This is a genomic window from Thauera aromatica K172 (assembly GCF_003030465.1).
Classification (GTDB): domain Bacteria; phylum Pseudomonadota; class Gammaproteobacteria; order Burkholderiales; family Rhodocyclaceae; genus Thauera; species Thauera aromatica.
This window is the reverse complement of record NZ_CP028339.1, coordinates 2634198-2659427: the sequence shown is the minus strand read 5'-3', so window position 1 is coordinate 2659427 and position 25230 is coordinate 2634198. Positions and strand designations below refer to the sequence as shown.

Annotated in this window: 18 protein-coding genes; 9 read left to right on the top strand and 9 right to left on the bottom strand. The window is 65.9% G+C overall.

What is annotated here, in order from left to right:
- Positions 1–20: 20 nt before the first annotated feature.
- The 7 genes from xerD to Tharo_RS12530 form a co-directional block, all read right to left on the bottom strand.
- The gene (gene xerD / locus Tharo_RS12560; RefSeq protein ID WP_211309690.1) at positions 21–917 is read right to left on the bottom strand and encodes a site-specific tyrosine recombinase XerD; all 897 of its coding nucleotides are present in this window, start codon (positions 915–917) and stop codon (positions 21–23) included.
- 119 nt (positions 918–1036) lie between these two features.
- Positions 1037–1528 carry a methylated-DNA--[protein]-cysteine S-methyltransferase gene (locus Tharo_RS12555; protein WP_107221507.1) on the bottom strand — a complete coding sequence of 164 codons (492 nt, stop codon included), beginning with the start codon at positions 1526–1528 and terminating at the stop codon, positions 1037–1039.
- Positions 1529–1549: 21 nt separating this feature from the next.
- Positions 1550–2827, bottom strand: coding sequence for a glutamate-5-semialdehyde dehydrogenase (locus tag Tharo_RS12550; RefSeq protein WP_107222417.1), 1278 nt, complete (start codon positions 2825–2827; stop codon positions 1550–1552).
- Between the two features lie 85 nt (positions 2828–2912).
- The gene (gene holA, locus Tharo_RS12545; RefSeq protein ID WP_107221506.1) at positions 2913–3923 is read right to left on the bottom strand and encodes a DNA polymerase III subunit delta; all 1011 of its coding nucleotides are present in this window, start codon (positions 3921–3923) and stop codon (positions 2913–2915) included.
- Between the two features lie 22 nt (positions 3924–3945).
- Entirely contained in the window at positions 3946–4455 is a 510-nt protein-coding gene (locus Tharo_RS12540; protein ID WP_107221505.1) for an LPS-assembly lipoprotein LptE, read from the bottom strand.
- Positions 4456–4546: 91 nt separating this feature from the next.
- A complete protein-coding gene (gene leuS, locus Tharo_RS12535; protein WP_107221504.1) occupies positions 4547–7174 on the bottom strand; it encodes a leucine--tRNA ligase in 2628 nt (875 codons plus the stop codon).
- Between the two features lie 103 nt (positions 7175–7277).
- Positions 7278–7604, bottom strand: coding sequence for a hypothetical protein (locus tag Tharo_RS12530; protein WP_107221503.1), 327 nt, complete (start codon positions 7602–7604; stop codon positions 7278–7280).
- 328 nt (positions 7605–7932) lie between these two features.
- Here Tharo_RS12530 and Tharo_RS12525 point away from each other — a divergent pair, with 328 nt between their 5' ends.
- The 8 genes from Tharo_RS12525 to Tharo_RS12490 all read left to right on the top strand — a co-directional run bounded on the left by Tharo_RS12525 (position 7933) and on the right by Tharo_RS12490 (position 23409).
- Positions 7933–10158 (top strand): UvrD-helicase domain-containing protein, encoded by a 2226-nt coding sequence (locus Tharo_RS12525; RefSeq protein ID WP_107221502.1) that lies wholly within the window; start codon positions 7933–7935, stop codon positions 10156–10158.
- 202 nt (positions 10159–10360) lie between these two features.
- Positions 10361–11056 carry a PilZ domain-containing protein gene (locus tag Tharo_RS12520; protein ID WP_159051702.1) on the top strand — a complete coding sequence of 232 codons (696 nt, stop codon included), beginning with the start codon at positions 10361–10363 and terminating at the stop codon, positions 11054–11056.
- A 123-nt stretch (positions 11057–11179) separates the two neighbouring features.
- Positions 11180–11959, top strand: a complete 780-nt coding sequence (locus Tharo_RS12515; protein WP_107221500.1) for a ParA family protein — start codon at positions 11180–11182, stop codon at positions 11957–11959.
- 5 nt (positions 11960–11964) lie between these two features.
- Complete coding sequence (locus tag Tharo_RS12510) at positions 11965–14022, top strand: efflux transporter outer membrane subunit (RefSeq protein WP_245881064.1); 2058 nt, start codon at positions 11965–11967, stop codon at positions 14020–14022.
- The gene (locus Tharo_RS12505) at positions 14022–15698 is read left to right on the top strand and encodes a LuxR C-terminal-related transcriptional regulator (protein WP_107221498.1); all 1677 of its coding nucleotides are present in this window, start codon (positions 14022–14024) and stop codon (positions 15696–15698) included. Before Tharo_RS12510 ends, Tharo_RS12505 begins: the two co-directional genes overlap by 1 nt.
- Positions 15699–15700: 2 nt before the next feature.
- Positions 15701–19576 carry a peptidase domain-containing ABC transporter gene (locus tag Tharo_RS12500; protein WP_107221497.1) on the top strand — a complete coding sequence of 1292 codons (3876 nt, stop codon included), beginning with the start codon at positions 15701–15703 and terminating at the stop codon, positions 19574–19576.
- Positions 19573–20958, top strand: a complete 1386-nt coding sequence (locus Tharo_RS12495; protein ID WP_159051701.1) for an HlyD family type I secretion periplasmic adaptor subunit — start codon at positions 19573–19575, stop codon at positions 20956–20958. The genes Tharo_RS12500 and Tharo_RS12495 overlap by 4 nt, the downstream gene beginning before the upstream one ends.
- A 15-nt stretch (positions 20959–20973) precedes the next feature.
- Positions 20974–23409, top strand: a complete 2436-nt coding sequence (locus Tharo_RS12490) for a phosphotransferase enzyme family protein (protein ID WP_107221495.1) — start codon at positions 20974–20976, stop codon at positions 23407–23409.
- A 139-nt stretch (positions 23410–23548) separates the two neighbouring features.
- Here the strand turns inward: Tharo_RS12490 and Tharo_RS12485 are convergent, their stop codons facing one another.
- On the bottom strand, positions 23549–23992 hold the full coding sequence (locus Tharo_RS12485; RefSeq protein ID WP_107221494.1) for a hypothetical protein: 444 nt from the start codon (positions 23990–23992) through the stop codon (positions 23549–23551).
- A 121-nt stretch (positions 23993–24113) separates the two neighbouring features.
- Positions 24114–24365 carry a hypothetical protein gene (locus Tharo_RS12480; RefSeq protein WP_107221493.1) on the bottom strand — a complete coding sequence of 84 codons (252 nt, stop codon included), beginning with the start codon at positions 24363–24365 and terminating at the stop codon, positions 24114–24116.
- Between the two features lie 22 nt (positions 24366–24387).
- Here Tharo_RS12480 and Tharo_RS17585 point away from each other — a divergent pair, with 22 nt between their 5' ends.
- Positions 24388–25164 (top strand): hypothetical protein, encoded by a 777-nt coding sequence (locus Tharo_RS17585; protein WP_159051700.1) that lies wholly within the window; start codon positions 24388–24390, stop codon positions 25162–25164.
- The last annotated feature ends 66 nt before the right edge of the window (positions 25165–25230 follow it).

Sequence of the window (25230 nt, the reverse complement as noted above, 5' to 3'; positions counted from 1 at the left end):
CCCGGAGCCGGTATGGGTAATCAGCCGCGCGGATGATGTGCGGCATGCAGTTGCTTGAGGCGCTCGCGTGCGACATGGGTATAGACCTGCGTGGTCGAAATGTCCGCGTGCCCCAGCAGTAATTGCACTACGCGCAAATCGGCGCCATGGTTCAATAAATGAGTGGCGAAGGCATGGCGCAGCGTATGAGGGGAAATGCATTCGCGCGCGATGCCTGCGCTCATGGCGTAGCGTTTGATGATGCGCCAGAACATCTGCCTTGTCATGGCGCTTCCCAGGCGGGTGACGAACACTTCGTCGCAACTGCGCCCCGCCAGCATGGCAGGACGGGCTTGGGCGGTGTAGCGCAACAGCCAGTCGGCGGCGATTTCTCCGAGCGGGACCAGGCGCTCCTTGCTGCCTTTGCCCATTATCCGCAGCACGCCTTCGTTGAGCCCGACGGCGAACACCTTCAGTCCGACCAGTTCGGAAACGCGCAGGCCCGTGGCGTAGAGTAACTCCACCATGCAGCGGTCGCGCAGGCCTTGCGGAGTATCGGTATCGGGCGCGCCCAGCAGGGCTTCGACCTGGGCCTCGCTGAGGGTTTTCGGGAAGCGCGCGGATGCCACCGGCGAATCGAGCAGCAGGGTCGGATCTTCGCTGATCTCGCGGTTCCCCAGCAGCATGCGGTAATAGCGCCGCCAGGCCGCGAGCAGGCGGCGCTGGCTGGCCGGTTTTGCACTGCGGCTGAATTCGGCCAGATAGGCGGCCAGCGCGCCGGCATCGGCTGTGGGCAGGAGCTGGCCGCGCAGCTCCAGCCAGGCGGCGAAGCGGGCCAGGTCGGAGCGATAGCCGGCCAGGGTGTTCGGCGCCAGACCGTGCTCGAGCCACAGCGTGTCGGCGAAGCGGTCGAGTTCGCTGCGGTGCCGTGGCTGCAGCGCCGATTCGCGTGCGGGCGGGCGTGTGCCGCCGGTCGCCGGGCGGCGTTCCGTTGCCGCCTCCTTCCCCGATGCGCGTCTGCGGCCGGGGCGCTGGATCGGCGCAGGGGCGGCCGTGCTCACCGTGCGCTTTCGTGTGCCAGCAGCCAGCGCTTGACCTGCAGCAACCAGCCGTCGCGGGCGTTGGCGAAGCCGCCGGGGCCGCTTGCCGCGGTGACGCGGTGGCAGGGAACGATCAGCGGAAAGGGGTTTGCCCCGCACGCCTGGCCGACTGCCCGTGCAGCGCTGCCGAGCCGGGTGGCGAGTTCGCCGTAGGTGGCGGTGCGGCCGGGCGCGATCGTGCTGATTTGCGCCCACACCCGCTGCTGGAACGGAGTGCCGCAGCGGGCGAGGGGAACCGGGAAGGGAAGCTCCGGGGCTTCGATCCAGGCTCGCAGCCCGTGCGCGGCCGCGCCCGCGGTATCGTTGCGCGGCGCCAGCAGCGCCGTGCCGGGCGGCAGGAACACCAGCTCTTTTACCGTGCCTTGCCCGGCACGAATGCCGAAAGGGCCGAACGGCAAGGCGATCACGGCATCGAAACCGTCATCGCCAGGTGGGTGGGCGTTCGTCATCGGAGCGACCGTGGGGGGTACTCAGCGGCGGATTTCGCCGTTGCCGAACACGATCCACTTCTGGCTGGTCAGGCCTTCCAGCCCGACCGGACCGCGGGCGTGGATCTTGTCGGTGGAAATGCCGATCTCGGCGCCGAGGCCGTATTCGAAGCCGTCGGCGAAGCGGGTCGAGGCATTGACCATCACCGAGGACGAATCGACTTCGCGCAGGAAGCGCATCGCGTGGCTGTAGTTCTCGGTGACGATCGCCTCGGTGTGGCCGGAACTGTAGGCATTGACGTGGGCGATTGCCTCGTCGATGCCGGCGACGACCTTCACGGCGATGATCGGCGCCAGGTATTCCTCGCGCCAGTCGGCCTCGGTTGCGACCGCCAGCCTGGCGGCCTCCACTCCGGCTTCGCGCAACAGCGCGAGGGATTCGGCGCAGCAGCGCATCTCCACCCCCTTGGCGGCGAGCATGTGGCCGATCGCAGGAAGGTAGAGGTCGGCGATGTCGCGTGCGACGAGCAGCGATTCGGCGGTGTTGCAGGTGCCGTAGCGCTGGGTCTTGGCGTTGTCGACGATCGGCACGACCTTGACGGGATCGGCCTCATCGTCGATATAGACGTGGCAGTTGCCGTCGAGGTGCTTGATCACCGGCACCCGGGCGTCCTTCGCGATGCGCTCGATCAGGCCCTTGCCGCCGCGCGGCACGATGACGTCGACGAACTCGGGCATCGTGATCAGCTCGCCGACCGCGGCGCGGTCGGTGGTCTCGACCACCTGCACCGCGTGCTCGGGCAGGCCGGCGGCGACCAGTCCGGCGCGCACGCAGGCGGCGATCGCGCGGTTGGCGTGGATCGCCTCCTTGCCGCCGCGCAGGATCGCAGCGTTGCCGGACTTCAGGCACAGCGCTGCGGCGTCGGCGGTGACGTTGGGGCGGGCCTCGTAGATGATGCCGATCACCCCCAGCGGCACCCGCATCTTGCCGACCTGGATGCCGGAGGGGCGGCGCTTGACGTCGGTGATCTCGCCCACCGGGTCGGGCAGGGCGGCGATCTGTTCGAGCCCCGCGGCCATCGCCTCGATGCCTTTTTCGTTCAGGATCAGGCGGTCGATGAGCGCCGCCTCCAGGCCGCCGGCGCGGGCCTCGTCGAGGTCACGGGCGTTGGCCGTGAGGAGCTCGCTGCGGCGGCTGCGGATTTCGCCCGCCATGGCGAGGAGGGCGGCGTTCTTGTCCCCGGTGCTCGCCGCGGCGAGGCGGCGCGAGGCGGCGCGGGCCTGGCGGCCCAGGGTGTGCATGTAGTCGTGGATGTCCATCTCGGTGTCTTTCGGCTTCAAGGTGCGCAGGGCAAGCGTCAATTAGAACATCGAACGCCGGTTTCGTGCTGGCGCCGGTGCGCGGTCAGCGGCGTTGGGCCAGCCGCAGGCTGAGCTGGAGGAATTCGTCCCAGATGTCGCCGGGAGCGAGACCCTTGATGATGCGGTCGATGCGTGCGGCGTGCATCAGCGCGGCGCGCAGGCCACCCTGGGTGAGGCGCGCCAGGGCGCGGCCGACGGCCTGCTGGCGGCGCGGCTCGAAAACCCGCTCGGCCTTGAACAGCGCCGCGAGCGGCTGGCCGGCGTCCTGCCCGGCGCGCAGTGCGGCGAGGGTGCGCGTTTCGCTGGCCAGCGCCCACAGCACCAGCGGCGGCGCCGCGCCTTCGCCGCGCAGGCCGTCGAGCAGGCGGGCGCAGCGCACCGGATCGCCTTCGACCACGGCCTGGCGCAGCTTGTCGATGTCGTAGCGGGCGACGTTGAGCACCGCGTCCTGCACCTGTTCCAGGCTGAGCACGCCTTCCGGGTGGAGGAGGCCGAGCTTGAGGATCTCCTGGTGGGCGGCGAGCAGGTTGCCTTCGACGTGCTCGGCGATGAAGGTCAGCGCCTCGGGCGCGGCGGACTGCTTCTGCGTGGCGAGGCGGGAGCCGATCCACTGGGGCAGGCGTTCGCGCTCGGGAGCATCGAGCTCGATGCAGGTCGCAGCTTCGGCTACGGCCTTGAACCAGCCCGTCTTGCGCGTCTGCCAGTCGATTTCGGGCAGGGTCAGCAGAGTCAGGGTCTGCGCCGGCGGGGCGGCGACGTAGCGCTGCAGGGCGTCGCCGCCGTCGCGCCCGGGCTTGCCGGTGGGAATGCGCAGGTCGATCAGCTTGGCGCTGCCGAACAGCGACAGGTTGCCGGCGGCCAGCGCCAGCGCATCCCACTTGAATCCCTGGCCGACGACCAGGGTTTCGCGCTCCGCATAGCCCTGGCGGCGCGCCGCGGCGCGGATCGCGTCGGCCGCTTCGAGCACGAGCAGCGGCTCGTTGCCATGCACCATCCACAGTGCAGCGAGCGGCCGTTCGAGCTGGGCAGCGAGCTGGTCGGGACGCAGATTCACGTGAAGATCCGGGCGGCGGGGTTCAGCCGGGGGCGCTCGCGCTGGCGAGCCGGCGCATCAACTGCTGCATCAGGTCGTTCTGCATGTCGCGGTAGAGCAGTTCTTCTTCCTGCTCCTTGCCCAGCACCTGGCTGTCGTCGAACGTGTATTCGCGCCTCGCCGTCAGGGCGGTGGGCGGGATCAAGGGCTGCCCGGCCTTGTCCAGCAGCTGGAAGCGCAGCGTCTGGGTGAGCTGGTACTCGCGCACCTTGCCGGCGCCGGTGAGGCTGAGGATCTCGCGCCCGCGGTCGTTGGCGAGGATCCGCAGGCGGGCTTCGGCGTCCTGCTCATTCTCGGTGACGGTGGTCGTGCCGGTGGTGGCGATCATGCGTCGCAGCCGGCTGCCGAGCTCGGTCTGCGCCGGAGTGTCGATGTGCACGGAGGCGAAGCCGAGCCGCTGCGGCCCGCGCAGATGGAAGCCACAGCCGGACAGTGCCAGCGCGGCCAGTCCGCTGCCGGCCAGCAGAAGGCGGCGGCGGGCCGCGTCCGGCATGTCGCCGTGCTCGGGAGCGGGGCCGGCGGCATCGGCGGAGGGGCGCTGCCCTGGACGGGCGGGGGGCGGGCGGACGGGCATGAGGCGTTCCTCAGGCGACGATGTTGACGAGGCGGCCGGGAACGACCACGACCTTCTTCGCCGCGCGGCCTTCCATGAATTTCCGCGCAGCTTCGCTGGCGAGTGCGAGGGCCTCGATGTCGGCCTTGGTCGCATCGGCGGCGACCTGGATGCTGCCGCGCAGCTTGCCGTTGACCTGGAGCATCAGCTCGACTTCGTCCTGCTTGAGCGCTGCCTCGCAGACTTCCGGCCAGCCGGCGGCGAGGATGTCGGCGCCGAAGCCGCAGTCCTGCCACAGCGCGTGGCAGATGTGCGGCGCGATCGGCGACAGCAGGCGGAGCAGGATGGAGAAGCCTTCCTCGGCGACTTCGGCGTGCGCGGCGGCGTCGCTCGGAGTGAGTTCCTTGTGCGCTTTCTCCAGCGCGTTGAGGATCTTCATCGCCGCCGACACCACGGTGTTGAACTGGTGCTTGCCGAAATCGTAGCTCGCCTGCTTGAGATGGGTGTGGATCTCGCGGCGCACGTCGGCAGCCGCGGCGGGCAACGCGCTGGCGGCGAGGCGGCGCTCGGCGGGCAGGGCGGCGCGGGTGGCGGTGGTGAAGGCGTGGCCATAGTTCCACACCCGGCGCAGGAAGCGCGAGGCGCCCTCGACGCCGGAGTCCGACCATTCCAGCTGCTGGTCGGGCGGTGCGGCGAACATCATGAACAGGCGCGCGGTGTCGGCGCCGTACTGGTCCACGAGCGATTGCGGGTCGACGCCGTTGTTCTTCGACTTCGACATCTTCTCGGTGCCGCCGATGACCACCGGCAGGCCGTCGGCAGCCAGCCTGGCGGCAACGATGCGACCGCGCTCGTCGCGCTCGACCACCACGTCGGCGGGGTTGATCCACTGTTTCTTGCCGCCGTCCAGTTCGCGGTAATAGGTCTCGGCCACCACCATGCCCTGGGTGAGCAGGGCGGTGAAGGGCTCGGAGACCTGGGTCAGGCCGCAGTCGCGCATCGCCCGGGTGAAGAAGCGCGAGTACAGCAGGTGCAGGATCGCGTGCTCGATGCCGCCGATGTACTGGTCGACCGGCGCCCAGTAGTTCACCCGCTCATCGAGCATCGCGCCGGCGTTGTCGGCGCAGGCGTAGCGCAGGAAGTACCACGAGGACTCGACGAAGGTGTCCATCGTGTCGGTTTCGCGCTTCGCCGGCTGGCCGCACTTCGGGCAGCTGCACTCGTAGAACGCGGGCATTTTCGCCAGCGGCGAGCCGCGGCCGGTGACGGCGACGTTCTCGGGCAGGACCACCGGCAGCTGGGCGTCGGGCACAGCCACGTCGCCGCAGTCGGCGCAGTGGATCATCGGGATCGGGCAGCCCCAGTAACGTTGGCGCGAGATACCCCAGTCGCGCAGCCGGTACTGCACGCGCTTGGCGCCCAGTCCCTTGGCGGCGAGGTCGGCGGCGATCGCGTCGACCGCGCCCTGGAAGTCCAGCCCGTCGTACTTGGCGGAGTTCACCAGGCGGCCGTAGTCGGCGTAGGCGTCCTGCCAGGGGGCGACGGTGTCGGCGTAGGCCGCGGAGGCGACGACCATGCGGATCGGCAGCGAATACTTGGTGGCGAAGGCGAAGTCGCGCTCGTCGTGCGCCGGCACCGCCATCACCGCGCCTTCGCCGTAGCCCATCAGCACGTAGTTGGCGACCCACACTTCGAGCCGCTCGCCCGACAGCGGATGTACGACCTTCAGCCCGGTCGGCATGCCTTTCTTTTCCATCGTCGCCAGGTCGGCTTCGGCGACGCCGCCGTGCTTGCACTCGTCGACGAAGGCGGCCAGCGCCGGGTTGCCCGCTGCGGCCTGGGTGGCGAGCGGGTGCTCGGCGGCGACGGCGACGTAGGTCGCGCCCATCAGGGTGTCGGCGCGGGTGGTGAACACTTTCAGCACGCCGTCGTGGCCGATGCTGGCCGGATCGAACGGGAAGTGGATCTCGACCCCTTCGGAGCGCCCGATCCAGTTCTTCTGCATCAGCTTGACCTGCTCCGGCCAGTCGGGCAGATCGTCGAGCGCGGCGAGCAGCTCGTCGGCGTAGGCGGTGATCCTCATGTAGTACATGGGGATTTCGCGCTTTTCGACCAGCGCGCCCGAGCGCCAGCCGCGGCCGTCGATGACCTGCTCGTTGGCGAGCACGGTGTCATCGACCGGGTCCCAGTTGACCGTGCCGAGTTTCTTGTAGATCAGGCCCTTCTCGAACAGGCGGGTGAACAGCCACTGCTCCCAGCGGTAGTACTCGGGCGTGCAGGTGGCCAGCTCGCGCGACCAGTCGAGGGCGAAGCCAAGGCGCTTCAGCTGCGCCTTCATGTAGTCGATGTTGGCGTAGGTCCACTGCGCCGGGGGCACGTTGTTCTGGATCGCGGCATTCTCGGCGGGCATGCCGAAGGCGTCCCAGCCCATCGGCTGCAGCACGTTGAAGCCCTTCATGCGGTGGAAGCGCGCGAGCACGTCGCCGATCGTGTAATTGCGCACGTGCCCCACGTGCAGCTTGCCCGAGGGGTAGGGGAACATCGACAGGCAGTAGTACTTGGGTCTGCTCGCGTCTTCGGTCACGCGGAAGGCGTCGGTGGAGTCCCAGTGCTGCTGGGCGGCCGTTTCGACGGCGGCGGGCTGGTATTTGTCCTGCATGGGCGTGCTGGCTGACCGGATGGCGTTGAAAACACGCCAGTATACCGCGAAGGCGGGGTGCAGCGGGGGCCTGGCGCAGGGAAGACCCCCCTCAGGCCGTCTTCTAGGCCGTCTTCTGCGGGGCGCGCAGCGGGCGCTGCCAGGCGTCCTGAAGGGCGGCGAACATGTCCTCCATGGCGAGCAGTGGCAGGCGCCATATGCGGTACTGGCTGCGGACGAAGGGCACCACCTGCGGCGTGCACAAGGTGCTGCGTTCGCTTTCGAGCAGGTGGATGAAATGGTCCATCGCTGCGCCCCAGTATTCGGCGTTGCCGACCCAGCCGGTCTCAGCGGTGGCCTCGCGTACGGCCTTGCGCCAGAGGATCTCGGCACGTTCGATCGAAACGCCCGCCTTATGGGCGTACCACGGTAGAAGTTTTGGAGTGTTCATGGTCTGTTCTCCTGGGCGCAGGGTGTCGCGCCGTGGGTCGAGCCGGCCTTGTGGGCCGGGGTTTGAAATTGGTTGTTGCACTGCGAAGTCGGTATTTTGAGCTGCAGCATGCTGATTCAACTGGATATTGGTCAAGTTTTTCGGTGTTGGTTCGAATCAAAGCACAAAAATTGGTGCAATGCACAAAAACTTCATCAACTGTTGATTTTTTGCAAATGAGCGCTCTGCACAGGCACCCGCCGTCCACCCCGTTCCGGTGCGGTCCGCCTCCGGACGGCCATCGGTCCGTGATCGCCGGATTACAATGCACGGCCAACGAGGAATCCCGATGTCCGACCTGCTCGCCAATCTCAACGCCGAACAACTCCAGGCCGTGAGCCTGCCGCCCCAGCATGCGCTGATCCTTGCCGGCGCCGGCTCGGGCAAGACCCGCGTGCTGACCACCCGCATCGCCTGGCTGATCCAGTCCGGCCAGGCCGATCCGGCCGCCATCCTGGCGGTGACCTTCACCAACAAGGCGGCCAAGGAGATGCTCGCGCGCCTGGCGGCAATGCTGCCGGTGAGCCCCCGCGGGATGTGGATCGGCACCTTCCACGGCCTCGCCAACCGCCTGCTGCGCGCCCACCACCGCGATGCCGGGCTGCCGCAGTTGTTCCAGATCCTCGATGCGGCCGACCAGCTCGCCGCGATCAAGCGCCTGCTGAAGGCGCTCAACGTCGACGACGAGAAATTCCCGCCGCGCGAGCTGCAGCACTTCATCAACGGCCAGAAGGAAGCCGGCATCCGCCCCCATGCGGTCGAAGCCTGGGACGACTACACGCGCCAGCGCGTCCAGCTCTACCAGGAGTATGAGGCGCAGTGCCAGCGCGAGTCTGTTGTGGATTTTGCGGAGTTGCTGCTCCGTAGCCACGAGCTGCTCGAGCGCAACGAGCCGCTGCGCCGCCACTACCAGCGCCGCTTCCGCCACATCCTGGTCGACGAATTCCAGGACACCAACCGCCTGCAGTACCGCTGGCTCAAGCTCTTCGCCGACGAGGGGCGCGAGGGCGGGGCGGCGATGTTCTGCGTCGGCGACGACGACCAGAGCATCTACCGCTTCCGCGGTGCCGAAGTCGGCAATATGCGCGACTTCGAGCGCGAGTTCCGCGTTGCCAACGTGATCCGCCTGGAGCAGAACTACCGCTCGCGCAGCAACATCCTCGACGCTGCCAACGCGATCATCCGCCACAACACCAACCGTCTCGGCAAGAACCTGTGGACCGACCAGGGCGCGGGCGAGCCGATCCGCGTGTTCGAGGCCTTTTCCGACGGCGACGAGGCGCGCTGGATCGTCGAGGAGATCCAGCAGCTGGTGCGCGAGGGCGCGCTGAGGAGCGAGATCGCGCTGCTCTACCGCTCCAACGCGCAGTCGCGCGTGCTCGAGCACCAGCTCTTCTCCGCCGGCCTGCCCTACCGCGTCTATGGCGGGCTGCGCTTCTTCGAGCGCCAGGAGATCAAGCACGCGCTCGCCTACCTGCGCCTGATCGCCAACGCGGACGACGACACCGTCTTTGCCCGCGTGGTGAACTTCCCCACCCGCGGCATCGGCGCGCGCTCGCTCGAAGTGCTGCAGGACGCCGCGCGCACGTACAACACCAGCCTGTACGCGACCGTGCCCCACCTCTCCGGCAAGCCCGGCAGCGCGCTCGCCGTCTTCGTCCGCCTGGTCGAGGACCTGCGCCGCGACACCGCCGGCCTGCCGCTGCCCGAACTGGTCGATCACGTGCTCGACGCCAGCGGCCTGCGTGCCCACTACAAGGCCGAGAAGGAAGGCCGCGAGCGCCTCGAGAACCTCGACGAGCTGATCAACGCCGCCGCCAACTTCCTCGCCGAAGCCCAGGCCCAGCGCGCGCCCGAGGAGGCGGCCGCGGCGCATGCGCTGCTCGCCGACTTCCTCGCCCACGCCTCGCTCGAGGCCGGCGAGCACCAGGCCGACCCGGGCGCCGACGCGGTGCAGCTGATGACGGTGCATTCGGCCAAGGGGCTGGAATTCAACGCCGTCTTCCTGTCCGGCCTGGAAGAAGGGTTGTTTCCGCATGAGAACAGCCTGCTCGAGAGCGACGGTCTGGAGGAGGAGCGCCGCCTGATGTACGTGGCGGTGACGCGGGCGCGCGAGCGCCTCTACCTGTCCTTCGCCCAGAGCCGCATGCTGCACGGGCAGACGCGCTACAACCTGCGTTCGCGCTTCCTCGAGGAAGTGCCGGCCGGGCTGACCAAGTGGCTCACGCCGCCGAACCCGCGCAGCGCCGCCGGCGGCGAGTTTGGCTCGATGAGGGCCGGCGCGGGCGGCGGCTACTTCAAGCCGTCAGCGCCGGTGCAGCGCGCGCCGCGCCCGGCCTTCGCTCCGCTGCCCAATGGGCTGCGCATCGGCCAGGCGGTGAGCCATGCCAAGTTCGGCCAGGGGGTCATTGTCGCCGCCGAAGGCAGCGGGACGGATGCGAAAGTGCAGATCAACTTCGGCCCGGCCGGGGTGAAGTGGCTGCTGCTGTCGGTGGCCAAGCTCGAGGCGGCGTAAGCGGAGGCCCGCACGGTCCGTGGGCCCGGGAGGCCGCTTCGCTGGCTGGATGCGGTCAGTGTGACGTAGTGCGCAATAAGGTGCAAAAAGGGGCGCTGTTCATGACGAACTTGTAGGCCGTATTGCCTTATCCTTGTCGACCATTTCCTTCTCCTGCCGCTCGCCCGTCCGGTGCGCCGGCATATGCATGGAGTTCCGGCCCATGACGCCCGAACGACGTTTTACCGACCGACGGACTTTCGATCGCGGCACGTCCGATCGTCGTGCCGGCGACCGCAGACGGGTGGGGCGCTGGCATTCGACGCAGCCACCCACGGCCAGTTTCGATATCGGCCCCTCCCATTACCATGGTGTGATGCTCAATATCTCGGCCTCCGGCTGCCTGCTTGAATCCTCCGTTGCCCTCACTCACGGAGACAGCGAAACGGCAGCGAATGAGCCGGGCGTGGTGACGCTCGATCTGGGCGGTGAAACCCTGTCGCGTTCGGCTGCGCTCATTCGCCGGGGCAAGAACACGCTGGCGCTCAGGTTCACCCGTGAGCTCGGCGATGCCCTGCTCGCTCACATCGTCACCCTCAGCAAGGCCTACTCGATCCAGTACCGTGACGGGCGGGTGAATTTTTCCGGCGACCTCGGCAGCCTGCCGGCGATCCTGCACCTGTTGCGCTGCGTCAAGGCAGGCGCTGTACTCGATCTTTCGCGTGCCCGCGGTGATCAGGCTCAGGCCGCTGCAAGCATGAAGCTGTTGCGCGACCGGGGCGTGCAGCTTCGCGCCTGCAATCATGCACTGCACCTGGCGCTCGATCTGGTGGCTCCTTCGGTTTGCCATGGCTGCAATTTCAATTGCAGCTTCGGAGAGAAATACAATCCCGGACGCAAGCCTCCCGGTCCGGCGTGAGACCGGAGGGTAGCCGCACTGGCGGCATTATCCCGAATACAGCCTTGATTCATGCCGTTTGCACTCCGGCCGGACGCGTGGATCCTGCTGCATAATCCCGCGACCCAACCGGAGGATAGAAGAATGCGACGTGTGGTGTTCAATCAGAAGGGCGGAGTCGGCAAGTCCACCATCGCCTGCAACCTGGCGGCAATCAGCGCACGACAGGGGCTGCGCACGCTGGTGGTCGATCTCGATCCCCAGGGCAATTCCACCCAGTACCTGCTCGGGGCCGGAGGAGGTGCGCTCGAGGCCACGCTGGCGGATTTTTTCGATCAGACCCTGAACTTCAAGCTCAACCCGCGCGCCATCACGGATTTCGTCGCCGTCACTCCGTTCGCGGGACTGCACGTGATGCCATCCCACCCGCAACTCGAAGAACTGCAGGGCAAGCTCGAATCGCGCTACAAGATCTACAAGCTGCGCGATGCGCTCGACGAACTGAGCGATGATTTCGACTGCGTGTTCATCGACACTCCGCCGGCGCTCAACTTCTTCACCCGTTCGGCGCTGATCGCAGCCGATGCCTGCCTTATTCCCTTCGATTGCGACGAGTTCTCGCGCAAGGCGCTGTATTCGCTCCTGGAGAGCGTGCGGGAGATCAAGTCCGACCACAACCGTGGCCTGGAAGTAGAGGGCATCGTCGTCAACCAATTTCAGCCGCGTGCCAGCTTGCCGCAAAAGGTGGTGCAGGAACTGATCGATGAAGGCCTCACCGTGCTCCAGCCTTATCTTTCGGCTTCGGTGAAGATCAAAGAATCGCATGCGCAATCGACGCCGATGATCCACCTCGATCCGAAGCACAAGTTGTCACAAGAATACGTCGCCCTGCATGACACATTGACGCGGCGCCACGGAGCTTGAACGAGGTGCCTGAATCCTTCCGAGCCAGCGGCCGCTGGAGGAGCGGGCGCCTGGGAGCACTGCTGGTCATTTTTTTTCTTTCCGGCTGCGCCATCAAGCGGCCCACCTACGAGGTTCCACCGGTACCGGTTCCGGCTCGCTTCAAGCAGCCGGCGGATCCGGTGCTGCCTCAGGCGCAGCAGGAGCTGTCCGAAGGGGAACGCCCGGCTGCCGGTGGGCTGGTGCAGGCGCAGCTTGCCGAATGGTGGCGCGGGCTGTCCAGCACGGAGCTGGATGCCCTCGTCGACCGTGCGATTGCCAACAACGCTGACCTGCGCATTGCGTCCTTGCGCATCGCGCAGGCCAAGGCGCGCGCCGACCAAGCGGCCGCCGATGAGCTGCCGGTGCTGACCCTGCCTTACCGGGCGCTCCAGGAGTCGCCCCGAGGCGGCGTTGCTTCGGTGCAAGAAGGAGGAACGCCGGAATCGCGCCGCGTCTATCAGCTGGGCCTGCGTGCCGACTGGCGTGTTGATCTCTGGGGTGAGCGCGAGGCACTGACGGAATCGGCCGAGTTGCAACTGGGGCGCGCAGCCTATCAGCGCGACGATGTCCGGCGGGTGCTGATTGCAAGCACGGCGAGCCTCTACGTTGAATATCTCTCCCTCAACGATCGCATCCGGGTTGCCCGGGAGACCGAAAGCGTGCTCAGCGACATGCTCGAATCGGTTCGAGTGCGCACCGAAATCGGCGACGCCACGATCACCGACCTCGAGCAGCAGCGGGCCGCCGTATTCTCGGTTCAGGCGACGATCCCGGGGCTGGAGCTGCAGCGCGAAAATGTCGCCAACAGCCTGGCGACGCTGGTCGGCGCGACGCCTTCCGTGCTCGGGTTGACCGAGCGCGGGCTTGATTCGCTGAATTTCCCCGAGGCTCTGCCCGGCATCCCCGCTCATCTGGTGCTGCAGCGCCCCGACGTGCGTGCGGTCGAATCCCGCCTGCGTGCCTCCGACGCCGATATCGACGTGGCCCGCGCACGGTTGCTGCCCGCGCTCGATCTGAGCGCGCAGCTTGGTTATGGCAGTCTCGTCTTCTCGCGGCTGTTTGACTCGCACAACTTGTTCTGGAACCTGATCGCCAACCTCACCGCAACGCTTTTCGACCATGGCAAGCGTTCCAATGAAGTGGTTCTTGCGCGCGCCCTGCACGAGGAAATGGTCGAGACCTACATCCGGGTCCTCTACACCGCGATCCGTGAGGTCGATGACGCCATCGCGGCTATCGATCTGAACGGGCGGCGCCTCGAAGCGCAACGACGGGCCACCGATGCTGCGCACCGGGCATGGGAGCTGAGCAGCGAGTCTTACCAGGCCGGCGCCATCGACTACCTGACCCTGCTCGATACGCAGCGGACTTATCACCGCAATCTCGACGAGCTGCACCGGATCAACATGGAGCGCCATAAGGGCCTGGTCGCATTATTCGGTGCGCTCGGCGGAGGTGTGCCCGACGACCCGCCTCCGGTTGATGGTGTGCCCTTGCCCTTGTCCGCCGGCCCGGTGCCACTGGCCGGTGTGCCATCGGCGTCGCCCGGGCAATCCTACGCACCGGCTCCGGATTATGAACACTGGGTCGTCGAGATCGCCGGCGTCCAGGACCGTGCCGGTATCGCACACCTCTGGCGGGATCTGAACGCCCGTTTCCCGGAGCAGATGGCCGGGCGCAGGCTGCTGTCGCGTCTGCAGGGGCAGATTGCCAGCGAACGACAGATGCGCGCTTCGTGGTATCGCGTTTTTGTCTCGCATTTCGATACGCTGGAGGAGGCGAACGGCTTTTGCAGCCGCCTGATGTCGCAGCTGCAGCGTTGCCGGACCCTGTCTTCGGCAGAGCTGGCCGATGCCTCACGGGTGCCGCAGGAAAATGCCGGCAGCCGCTCACTCCTGCAGCCGGCGGCAGACAGCGGGACGAATCTGGTCGAACTGGTGACGAAGACCACCGGAGAACCATCCGGCATGCCGGCCACCCTGGCAACAGGAATGGCCGCAACGCAGATCGACGGCCGGGCAAGCACTTCGGGAGAATACTGATGCGCTTTGTGGATCGAGTCTCGCCACAGGATGAACCGTGCCTGTTCGCCGGCAGCGTTCCGTCCACGGGATTGCCGAAGCTGTCTGCCCGCCAGCAGCAGATTCTCGAATTGCTGCGGGCGGGCAAGGTCAATAAGGAAATTGCCAATGAACTCGGTATCGGCTTGGGGACCGTAAAGCAGCATGTCGTTGCATTGTTCAAGAAATTGGGCGTCCACAACCGGACAATGGCAGTTTCACGCGAAATCGCTGCCCGTGCGCCGGAGACGCACAAGGTTTCCAGCCTAGTCGCAGGCGAGGGCCTTCTCGAACGCCGTCCCTGCATTGTCCTCAGCGTCGTGCTGCCGGAAACGGCGACGGCCTCTGCCGGCCGGCTGCTGCATCAGACCCTGGCCAGCTACGCATTCGATCACGATGCGCTGTTCCTGGCTCGGCGAGGCCATGCCGGCGATCTGATCTTCGGCATCCAGTCGCCCGGCGAGCACGATCTTTTTCTCGTCCTGCGCGCCGGCCATCTGCTGGCGGATACGCTGGCGGCACACGATTCTTCGTTGCGGGATGCCTTGCGTGGCGGCCTCACCGCCGGCCTAGCGATTGCCAGCATGAACCGGCTCGGCGGCTGGTCGGGCGAGGCCATCGCCACGCCTGCGATCGCCGAGGCCCGTGAGTCGGCGATCGCAGCCACGCCGGGAATGCTCCGGCTGGGTACTTCCGTGAGGGAACTGCTGCAGGCACTGAGCGCCTGTGGAACGGTGTTCGCCACACCGGAAATGCCCTTTTCCGGACTGGACCGCCTGCCCTGCTGCACCGAAACGTCCTGGGAGCCGCCGCTCGGCCGTGACGAGGAACTGACCTTTCTGGAGACCAGGTTGGCGGCCAGCCCGGACAAGGGGCGGCTCATCCTGGTGGAAGGCGAAACGGGGATGGGCAAGTCTCACCTCTGCCGCCATCTGGCCAGCCGGGGTGCGGTATTGCGGTGGTCGGTGCGCCACTTCACCAGCCAGCCCGACAGTGGCGGCGCCCGTGTCTACGAACTGTCTTCTGGCGCGCCAGTGGAAGTCGACACCATTCTCGCGGCGTTGACGCGGCGGGCCGATGATGCAGTGCGGCTACTCATCATCGACGACTGCCATCTGCTGCCGGGTGACGTCATTGCCCGGCTGGCGGCCGCAGCGGACGCGGCTTGCGGGGTGGTGATGCTGCTTGCCGGCCGGCGTTTTCCGGAAGCCCTGTCGTCGCAAGCCGAGAGGCTGCGTCTCGGGCGTATGTCGCAGGAAGCCATCGAAGCCCTGGTGGAGCGCGAGCTTGCGGCACGGGGCATGCCATCGGGGCAGGTCGCCACCATTGCCCGCATCGCTACCGGCGTGCCGCTGTTTGCCCGTCAGCTTGCCGCCCGGAAAACCACTTCGGCCTTGCCCCTGTCGCTGCGTTTCGTGATCGGCTCGCGCCTCGACAACCTCGGCCTTGACCGTCTCCTGCTGCGCAGCGTGGCCCTTTCCGATGCGCCGGTGGAGCCGGCGGCCCTGGCTGCTGCGATGGGCGACACCGTGCAGCGCGCGGAAGCCGCCGCCGGCCTGGCTGTGGCGAGCGGGGTCATCCGGCGCGACGAAGCCGGCCGTCTGAGCTTCGCGCATCCGCTGTTGCGCCAGGCCGTCATCGAAGCACAAGTAGAGTGAGCATGTCGCGTTTCCTCAAGACTACATTTTCCGACGAAGACAGTACCCAGAAAGTCTTCGCTCCCCTGCGCGACGTATTCCGCTCTCCCGACCTGCGCAATGTCCTGCCCGGGCTGGCGCTGGCTGCCTTCCTGCACAATGTCCTCGGCCTGGCGTTGCCGATGGCCATCCTGCAGATCATGGACCGGGTGGTGGCCAACCAGTCCATTGAGACGCTGGTCCTGCTTGTGATCGGAATCCTCGCCTGCCTCGTCCTGGAAGAACTGCTGCGCGCCGTCAATAGCCTGGTGACCGGCTGGCTGGGGGCCCGTTTCGAGCATGTGGCCAGCGTCAATGCTCTCAGCCGGCTGATGCGCGTACCGCTGCGCTGCCTGCAGCGCGAGGAGCCCGGTGTGCATGCGGAGCGCGTCGCTTCGGCAAGCAGGGTGGCCGACTTCTATTCCGGTCAGGCGTTGCTGGTGCTGTTCGACCTGCCCTTCGTCTTCCTTTTCCTTGCTGTCATCCACGTTATCGGCGGTTGGGTGGTGATCGTTCCCATCGTCCTGCTGCTCGCCTTCATGCTTGTGATCGTCCGCTTCGGCAACTGGCTCAGGCACCAGGTCGAGCGCCGGCACGTCATGGACGATCGGCGGATCAATTTCCTGATCGAAGTGCTGTCCGGCATTCATTCGGTGAAGACGTTGATGATGGAGGCGCAGATGCTGCGCCGCTACGAGCGCCTGCAGGCGAGCAACGCCGAAATGAGCGAGACACTGACCTTCGGCAGTTCGATGGCGGTTGCGATCGGGATGCTGTTCTCGCAGATCATGATTGTCTGCGTCGTCTTTGCCGCCGCCCTGGCGGTGCTTGCCGGTGAGATGACGCCGGGCGGGCTGGCCGCCTGCATGCTGCTCTCGGTGCGCTCGCTGCAGCCCCTGCGCCGCAGCCTCACCGTGTGGCTTCGCTACCAGGCCTTTTCGGCTGCGCAGGCGCGCCTGCGGGAGGTGGCCGAAATGCCCTGCACCGACGACCACGACCGGCCGGATCTGCCGCCGGTCCGGGAAACGATCGAGCTTGACGGTGTGCATCTCGGGCGCGAGGGGGGCAAGACCCTGTTCGGCGATCTGTCGTTGCACGTGCGCGCCGGCGAGTGCTTGGCCATCCGCGGCGAGAGCGGTTCGGGCAAGAGCAGCCTGCTGGCCCTGATCAACGGACTGGAGATCCCGGAGGCGGGCGAGGTGCGCATCGATGGGCGCCGGCTCGATGAGTTCAACGCCGACAGCGTTCAGCGCCAGGTCGCGCTGCTGTCGCAGACCGGCACCCTGGTCACCGGCAGCATTCTCGAGAACATGACGATGTTCGATCCCGGCCTGAACGAAGTGGCCCTCGGCATCGCCCGGGAAATGGGGCTCGACCGCGTCGTTTCCGGCATGAAGCTGGGCTACGAGACGCGACTCGGCGAAGCCAATGCCGAGACGCTGCCTGCCGGTGTGCGGCAGCTCATTTCGATCGTCCGCGTCCTCGTCCACCAGCCGAGCGTGATCCTTTTCGACGAGGCCAACATTTCGCTCGACATGGCCGCCGACCAGTTGCTGCGTGATTACCTCGCCAGGCGCAAGGGGGACTGCACGCTGATCCTGGTCACGCACCGTCCATCGCTGATCTCGCTGGCAGACCGCGTGCTGACCCTGAGCGCTGGCCGGCTGGCCGAGGCCGGCACGGGTAGCAGCGGCGAACCGGCCGTTCCGGGGGCGCATTCCGCCACCATCGAACGGCCGGTGCACGTTGACCAGCTGGAAGTGATCGTGCGCCAGCATTACCGGAACGAGTCCGACCTTTCCGTTTGCCTGCTTCCCTTGCTCCGGGCCATCGGCTGGCAGGGAAGCGGCCGCGAGTTGGCTGAAGCAATGCCGCATATGCTGTCGTCCCTCGATCTCTCGGGGTTGTGCAGCGCGATGGCCAACCTTGACCTCCTGCCGCGGCATTTCTCCTCCAGCCTCGCCACGCTCGATCACCGGCTCTATCCCTGCCTGTTCATTCCCCCCGACGGGTCGGCCAAGGTCGTTCTCGAACGACTGGACGACGGTCGCCTGCGTTGCTTCGACGGTGGCGGCGGGTGTGAGGAAGTGATCGAGGCCGGCAGTGAGCGGGGAGAAGCCTATGTGTTCCGCCCGGCCGAACATCCCGACCGTGTACGCCGGGATGGCTCCTGGTTCCTGGGACTGGCGTACCGCTTTCGCCGGCACATCGCGCTCGCGTTCATCCTGACGGTCTTCAGCACGCTGCTGGCGCTGGCTGCGCCGCTCTTCGTCAAATCGATGTACGACCACGTCCTGCCCACTGGCGACGTGGTCATGCTGGCCTATCTGCTCGGGGGCGTGGCCATCGCGCTGACGCTCGATTTCCTGCTGCGCCGCCTGAAAAGCCGGGTTATCGCCCATGTCGGCGGGCGTACCGAGTACATTCTGGGCACGTCACTGTTCCAGCGCATCGTTGCCTTGCCGTCTTCGTCAACGGAGAGCGCTTCGGTAAACCGTCAGGTTAGCCGCCTGCGCAATTTCGAGAGTCTGCGCGATTTCTTCGTTGGCCCGCTGACCACCATCGCCTTCGATTTTCCGGCCAATCTGATCATCATCGCCGTGCTGGCCCTGCTCAACCCCTGGGTGCTGGGGGTGATCATCGGTGCTGCGCTGGCCTATCTGCTACTGGCGCTGGGAACGCAGCATCTGAGCGAGCGCAGTTCCACGCGGGCAACGCAGGCAACCACGGCTCGCTGGGAATTCCTCAATGAAACGATTGCCCAGATGCGCGTCATCCGCGGAGCAGGGGCTCGTGACGTCTGGATCGAACGCTACCGCGAGCTTAGTGCGAAGGCTGCGATGGCCAGCTTTCGCAGCCACCAGGTGCAGGCCCGCATCAGCGGGGGCGCGCAGATGCTGAACATGATCACCGGCCTGGCAGCGCTGTCGGTTTCGGCGGTCGGCACCATCAACGGCAGCATCACCGGCGGCGTCATGATCGCCACCATGATGCTCGTCTGGCGTATCACCGGGCCGATCCAGAATTTCTTCCTTGCTGCGACGTCGCTGGCGCAGATCCGTCGCAGCGCGACTCAGATCGAGCGCCTGATGCGTCTGCCGGGGGAGCGCGACGGCGGCGTGCGGCAGACCATCCGGCCGCCGTTCGAGGGGGCGCTTGCCTTTTCGCGCGTTTCCTTCCGCTATGCCAGCGATGCCGATCCGGCGCTGCTGGGCGTCAGTTTCACCATCGCACCGAAAGCGGTAGTGGTGATCACCGGCTCGAACGGTTCCGGAAAGTCGACTCTGCTCAAGCTCGTTGCGCGGAGCTTCACTCCGCAGGCGGGCTCCATCCGCCTCGACAATCTCGATATCCGCCAGTTGCCGGTCAACGACCTGCGCTCCCGCCTGAGCTACATGCCGCAAAACTGCGACCTGTTCTACGGGACGGTGGCGCAGAACCTGCGCCTGGCGCACCCGGCGGCGACCGACGCGGAAATCCGCTGGGCGCTGGGAATGGCCGGCCTCACCGAGGATGTCGAAGCCTTGCCGGAGGGGATCGAGACGCGCATCTCCAACAGCCGCTCCGAACAGCTGCCGAACGGTTTCCGGCAGCGCCTGGCGCTGGCGCGAACGGTGCTGAAGCCGGCTTCGGTGGTCATGCTCGATGAGCCGGGCAATGGCCTCGATACCGCCGGCGAGGAGGCCTTGCTGCACTGCATCGAATGGCTCCGCGGGCGCTGCACGCTGCTCATGGTCTCTCACCGCCCGAGCCACATGCGCCTGGCAGACACGGTCATTTATATGGAGAACGGTGCGCTTGGCGCCATCGGGCCGTTCGATCGCATCAAGGACAGGCTCGCGCTGGGGATACGCAAATGATTCTGAAGGGCTGGCAGAAAAAGGATAACGAAACCGGCCGCGCTGCGGGGAGCGAGGGGCGCAATCTGCTCGGCAGCCGTGAGCGCAGCCTGTTGTCGGAAACGGTGCAGATCGAGGAAGAGCTGTTGCCGGCTTACGTGCGCCCGATGCTCGGCATCATCGCCATCACTGTCGTCGCTTTCTTCTTCTGGGCCGGACTGACGAACGTCAAGGAGGTGGCGCGTGCGCCGGGCGAGATCGTTCCGGTCGGAAAGATCAAGGTGGTGCAGCACCTGGATGGTGGTGTTATTGCCGAAATACCGGTCGAGGAGCGCATGCTGGTCGAGGAGGGTCAGGTGTTGCTGCGCATCGACGGCAGTCAGGCAACGGCCGATCTGCGGCAGATGGAAGCTCGCCTGGTGGCGCTCACGTTGCGCGCCGAGCGGATCAGTGCCTTCGCCGAAGACCGCCCGCCCGATCTGGCACCGCTTGCCGGCAATCATGCCGATCTGCTGACAGGTCAGCAGGAGCTGTACCGGCAGCAGATAGAAACCCGGAAGTCCACGCTGTCCATTCTCGATCACCAGATCAATCAGCGCATGCAACGCCTGGTGCAGCAGGAAAAAGCACTGAGCGCGGCCCGGGAGCAGCAGGCGCTGAGTGCAGATCTGTTGCGGATGCGCGAGGAGTTGGCGGCCCGCCGGCTCGTCAATCGTACCGTCCTGCTTGAGACGCGCCGCGCCAAGGTCACCGCGGACGGCGAAGTTGCGCGCTTGCGGGAGGAAATCGACGTCAATCAGCAGGAGCTGGCCGAAGTCCGGACGCGCCGTGCCGATACCGAAAATCAGCTCCGCCGCGATGCGCTGAACGAACTGGGCAGCGTCCGTGCCGAAATGGCCGAGGTCGAGGAAACCCTGCAGCGCCTGCAGGCCCGCGTCGACCGGCTCGTCATCCGGGCGCCGCATAGCGGCTATATCCAGGATCTGAAAGTGCAGACTGTCGGCCAGGTCATTCAGCCGGGCGCGCTCCTGATGCAGCTGGTGCCCGACCAGGCCCCGCTCGAGGCCGAGATCCGCATCGCACCGAAGGATGTCGGCCATGTTCGTACCGGTCAGCGTGTGAACCTGCGGATCACCAGCTATGACTACACCCGCTTCGGCTACGCGACCGGTGAATTGAAGCGGATCTCGGCATCGAGCGTCGCCAGCGAGGACGGCAGAACCCATTACTATCGGGCCTGGGTCACTCTCGATCGCCCCAGTGTCGGCGATACGCCGGGGCGCTACCTACTGCAGGCGGGCATGAGCCTGGAGGCGGACATCGTGACAGGTGAGAAGACGCTGCTCACCTATCTCACCAAACCAATCATCGATGTCGTGTCGCGTTCCTTCCAGGAGCGCTGAGGAGGCCGTTGCCCCATGGGTGTGATCAAGAAAATCCTTTATCGTGCGGATGCCCTCGGCAAGCCGAGGCATCGCAACTTCTTCCTGGATATGGAAGAGAACATCCACATCCATTACCGTGACCTTCGCATCGAACTCAGCCGGGGCGAGTTCGAAGACATCGTGGGCGCCTTCGGCAGGCAGTCGGCTGAGTTGCTCGCCATCATCGAGGAAAAGCAGTACCAGGACGGCCGCCTGCCCAATGCCAACCAGGAGGATGTCCGGATCTGGACCGAGTCGCGCCTGCGCCACGAGGTCAAATACCACCCGCAACGCTTCTCTCTGGAGGAGTGCGGCGATGGCTATCACTTCCATTACCGCAACTACAAGCTGCTGATCGACCCGGAGGACTTTCGCCGGATCGCCCGCTTGTTCGCCACGCTCGACATCGACGGCCCGTACGCTTCGACCCATGAGGAGATCCGGAGCCTGCTGGAGGCCAATGAGGTAGATTTCGTGCTGGCCGCCGGCAATGTCCCGGGAGAAGTACTGTCGATCTGTGTCGCCCGCTATCACATGCCGAAAGTGCGCGACATCTTCAACTACATCGGCTTTTCCGCCGAGGACGGAGAAGGCAGTGAGAAGCGCTACCGCGGGGAACATCTACTGGTGGTTGCCAGGCCTGACAGCCGGCGCAGCGCCCTCGACTATCGCCAGTTGCGCGGCCGCAACAGCGTGCTCCGGCTGGCCGACCACCTCTCGGCGCTCGGCACCGGTATCGATGTGGAAGAACTCAACGAGCTTAAGTGCCAGGTACTCGATTTCTACTTCGCCGTGAAGGCCGGCAAGGTGACGAATGTGGATACCGACCCGGAGGCCTGGCTGTATTCACCGCCGAACCGGCAGGTGATCTTCCCCTACCGGGCAGGTGCCGAATCGGGGCCAACGGTGGCGGAGCCGCTTTACCGTGCCTGGGCCAACCTGATCAATGGAATCGGGCTCGGTTTCGTCAAGCCGGGTAAAAACACCTTCCCGAAGGCGGTCCAGGATGCCCTGCGGCAGAAGGTCGATGCCACCCTGCGACGCGAGGTCGCAGCCTACGCCGCCGTCGACCGGATTCATCTGATGGGCTCGGCGTTGCGTGGCGACATGGGGCGTTATCACGTGCCCTTCATCCACGGTCGTCTGGCCAAGCTTGGCTCGGATATCGATATCCTGGTCGATATCAATCCGGCGCGGGAAGGTGATTTACCTGCCCACTGGCGCCTTCATCTGGAAAAATCCTCCAACCATTGCGCCGTCTACCATGTCGCCCGCATTCCGCTGGCCGAGCCCGAGGGCGACTGGGCACAGCGTTTTCCCGATGTGGATTTCATTCCCCACCTCGTCGATGCCTACGTTCGCCTGCCTTCGCGTGGCCACGACGGGGAAATCGACGCCTTCCTGCGCAAGTTCGGCGCGCGTTGCGTGTATGACCGCGCCAGCGAGGGGCCGGTCTATCGCGGCGATGAGGAAGCGGACATCGCCGCAGCGCTTGCCGAGCACTACGGTTTCGAGCGGCCGTCCGTCGAGCGCGTGCCGGCATCGACCGAGAACGCCGTGTTCCGCGTCCATGCCGATGCCGATTACATCCTCAAGCTGTTCAAGGTGTCAGGCAACTATGCCCGTGATCGGGTGGCCGAGCATACGGCGTATGAAGAGCATCTGGTGAATGAACTGAGGGTCAGAGGGATTCCTACTGCAGGCATCATTCCGGCCCGGACGCCGAGTCAGGTGGTCATCGACGGGCATCCTGCCCTGCTTTTCGAGCGCATTCCCGGGCGCGTGGAGCAACGCCCGCCCTATCCGGTGGCCGCGGCTGCCGCTGCCCTCGCTGAAATCCACCGCACGCAGATCAAAGCGCCGCTCGAGTCCGGAACCGCCTTTTCGTTCGATGATGCATGCATGATCTGGTTGCCGGTCTTCGAACAGCAGTGTGTCAGAACCGATCTGGAACCGGACATTGCTGCCGCAATGGCGGCATTGCTGCCGCTTGCCAGGCGCTGTTTCCCGGGAGAGAACCGCGCCCGCTGGTTCGCCCGGAGCCCACTCGTGCACAACCATGGCGACGTGACGCCGAAGAATTTCATCCTTGGCTCCGGCGGCGAGGCTCGCTTCTTCGATTTCAACAACGCCTTTCATGGCCCGCGCATGGCCGATGTGATCGATGGCGCCTTCCAGTTCTCGCTGGCCGAGAAATACATTCAGTTTGCCGATTTTTCCCGCTTTGATGAGTTCATTGCCGGTTACGAGGCGGTCAGTCCGCTGACGCCGGATGAGCGCGAGGATCTGGCGGACTGGATTCTCCTGATCGGCATCCTGCTGTTCGCCAAGGAGGTCCGCGTCGTCATCGAACGACCCGACCTCAAGCTTCGCCGCAAGAGGGCGCTGGCGATCGCCGGATTCCTCCAGGAGCGCTTGCTCCCCGCGTGAGATTCGCCATACCGCTCCTCGTCTGCGGCCTCCCATGCCCTGATGGCTTACAGGGGGCCGCGTCGGCCTGCATTTCGTCGTCGGTACGCTTTCCCGGACCTATAACCTCTGGATGTCTGTTTTATTGCAGCTCATGCACCTAGGATGCGAGGGCTAAAAAATCGGGATGGGGAACATCATGGCTGAAACGGCGCAGGATCCTACGGCATCGGCAACCACCAGTGAGCCGTCGGAAACGCTGACGAGTGAGGCGCAGCTCTTTGATGAGCTGACCGTTCTCAGCCGTGACGAAAGCGGGCGTGTTGCGCAGGGCACCGAGGACAGTTCGACGCCGCCTGAGCGCGTTGACGGTTCCGGCAACGAGAATGTCCAGACGGACGTGCGCAGCATCGACGCCAGCCAGGAAGAGATACTTCTGGACGAAGGCCTGGTCCGTGATGATGGCAGTGCCATCCTGGATTCCCGCCGCATGGAAAATCTCGAGGTTCCCTTGCAGGAGACAGGGAGCTCCGGCAATCAGGATCCTGTGCCTCTTGTAGATCAGCCCCTCCTGGAGGCCGCCCTCGAGTTCGAGCAGGCTCAAGAATCCCGCGAGGGCACGTCCGCTGCTTCCGAGCAGGAAGCTGTGACGACGATGGGGGTTTCAGATCCGGACGCCAGCACTTATTCCGGTACTGGTACCGTGGCAGATTTTGAAGATGATGCTACGCCGACGACTGTAACGACGGCGACGAGCGCCACGACGGCCACGAGCGCGACGACGCAACGAGTGCCACAACGGCGACGAGCGCGACGACGGCCACCAGTGCGACGACGGCCACCAGTGCGACAACGGCGACCAGCGCCACGACGGCCACGAGCGCCACGACGGCAACGAGCGCGACGACGGCCACGAGTGCCACGACGGCGACGAGCGCCACCACGGCCACCAGCGCCACAACGGCCACGAGCGCCACAACGGCCACGAGCGCGACGACGGTGACCAGCGCGACGACGGCGACCAGCCCGACCAGCGCTACGTCCCCGACTTCGGTGATAGAACCTGGTGATGATGATTCGGACTCTGATGCGGACGCCGATTCCGATGCGGACGCCGACTCTGATGCGGACGCCGACTCTGATGCGGACGCCGACTCTGATGCGGACGCCGACTCTGATGCGGACGCCGACTCTGATGCAGATGCCGACTCCGATGCAGATGCCGACTCCGATGCAGATGCCGACTCCGATGCGGACGCCGACTCCGATGCGGACGCCGACTCCGATGCAGATGCCGACTCTGATGCGGACGATGATCCCGATCATTCAAAGGACAACAACGGCCACGGCAACGGCGATCAGAACGCGCCGGGCAACTCCGGCGACAACAACAACGCCGAAAACAGCGAGAACTCGGGTGCTGGCAGCTCCGGCAGGGGGGCGGGCAGTTCGGGCGGCGCTAATGTTGCTGATGAACAGCTCGATGCCGACGATGCGTTGTCCGATTCCGGGAACGACCTGTTTGTTTTCGGCGATTCGGGCGGTGGCGGCCCGATGGCGTCAAGCAGCGCCAGCTGGACCGATGTGGTGGAGGTCGAGTTCGGTGACGGCGGTAGTGATGCGTCGGGTGGCTGGACCAATGAGGTCGAAGGCCAGCAGATTGTCGACGGAGGCAATGGCGGTCCATCAGCGCACGATGATGATCAGGGCGGAGGGCAGGCGCCGGGTGATGGGGGGGCGAGCGACTTCGATAGCATCGACAAAATCGAGTGGTGATCCGGCGATGGGTTGAGTCGATTTTTCCAGATGGAGGGGCGGGGCCGCCTGTAAAAGGGGTTCCGC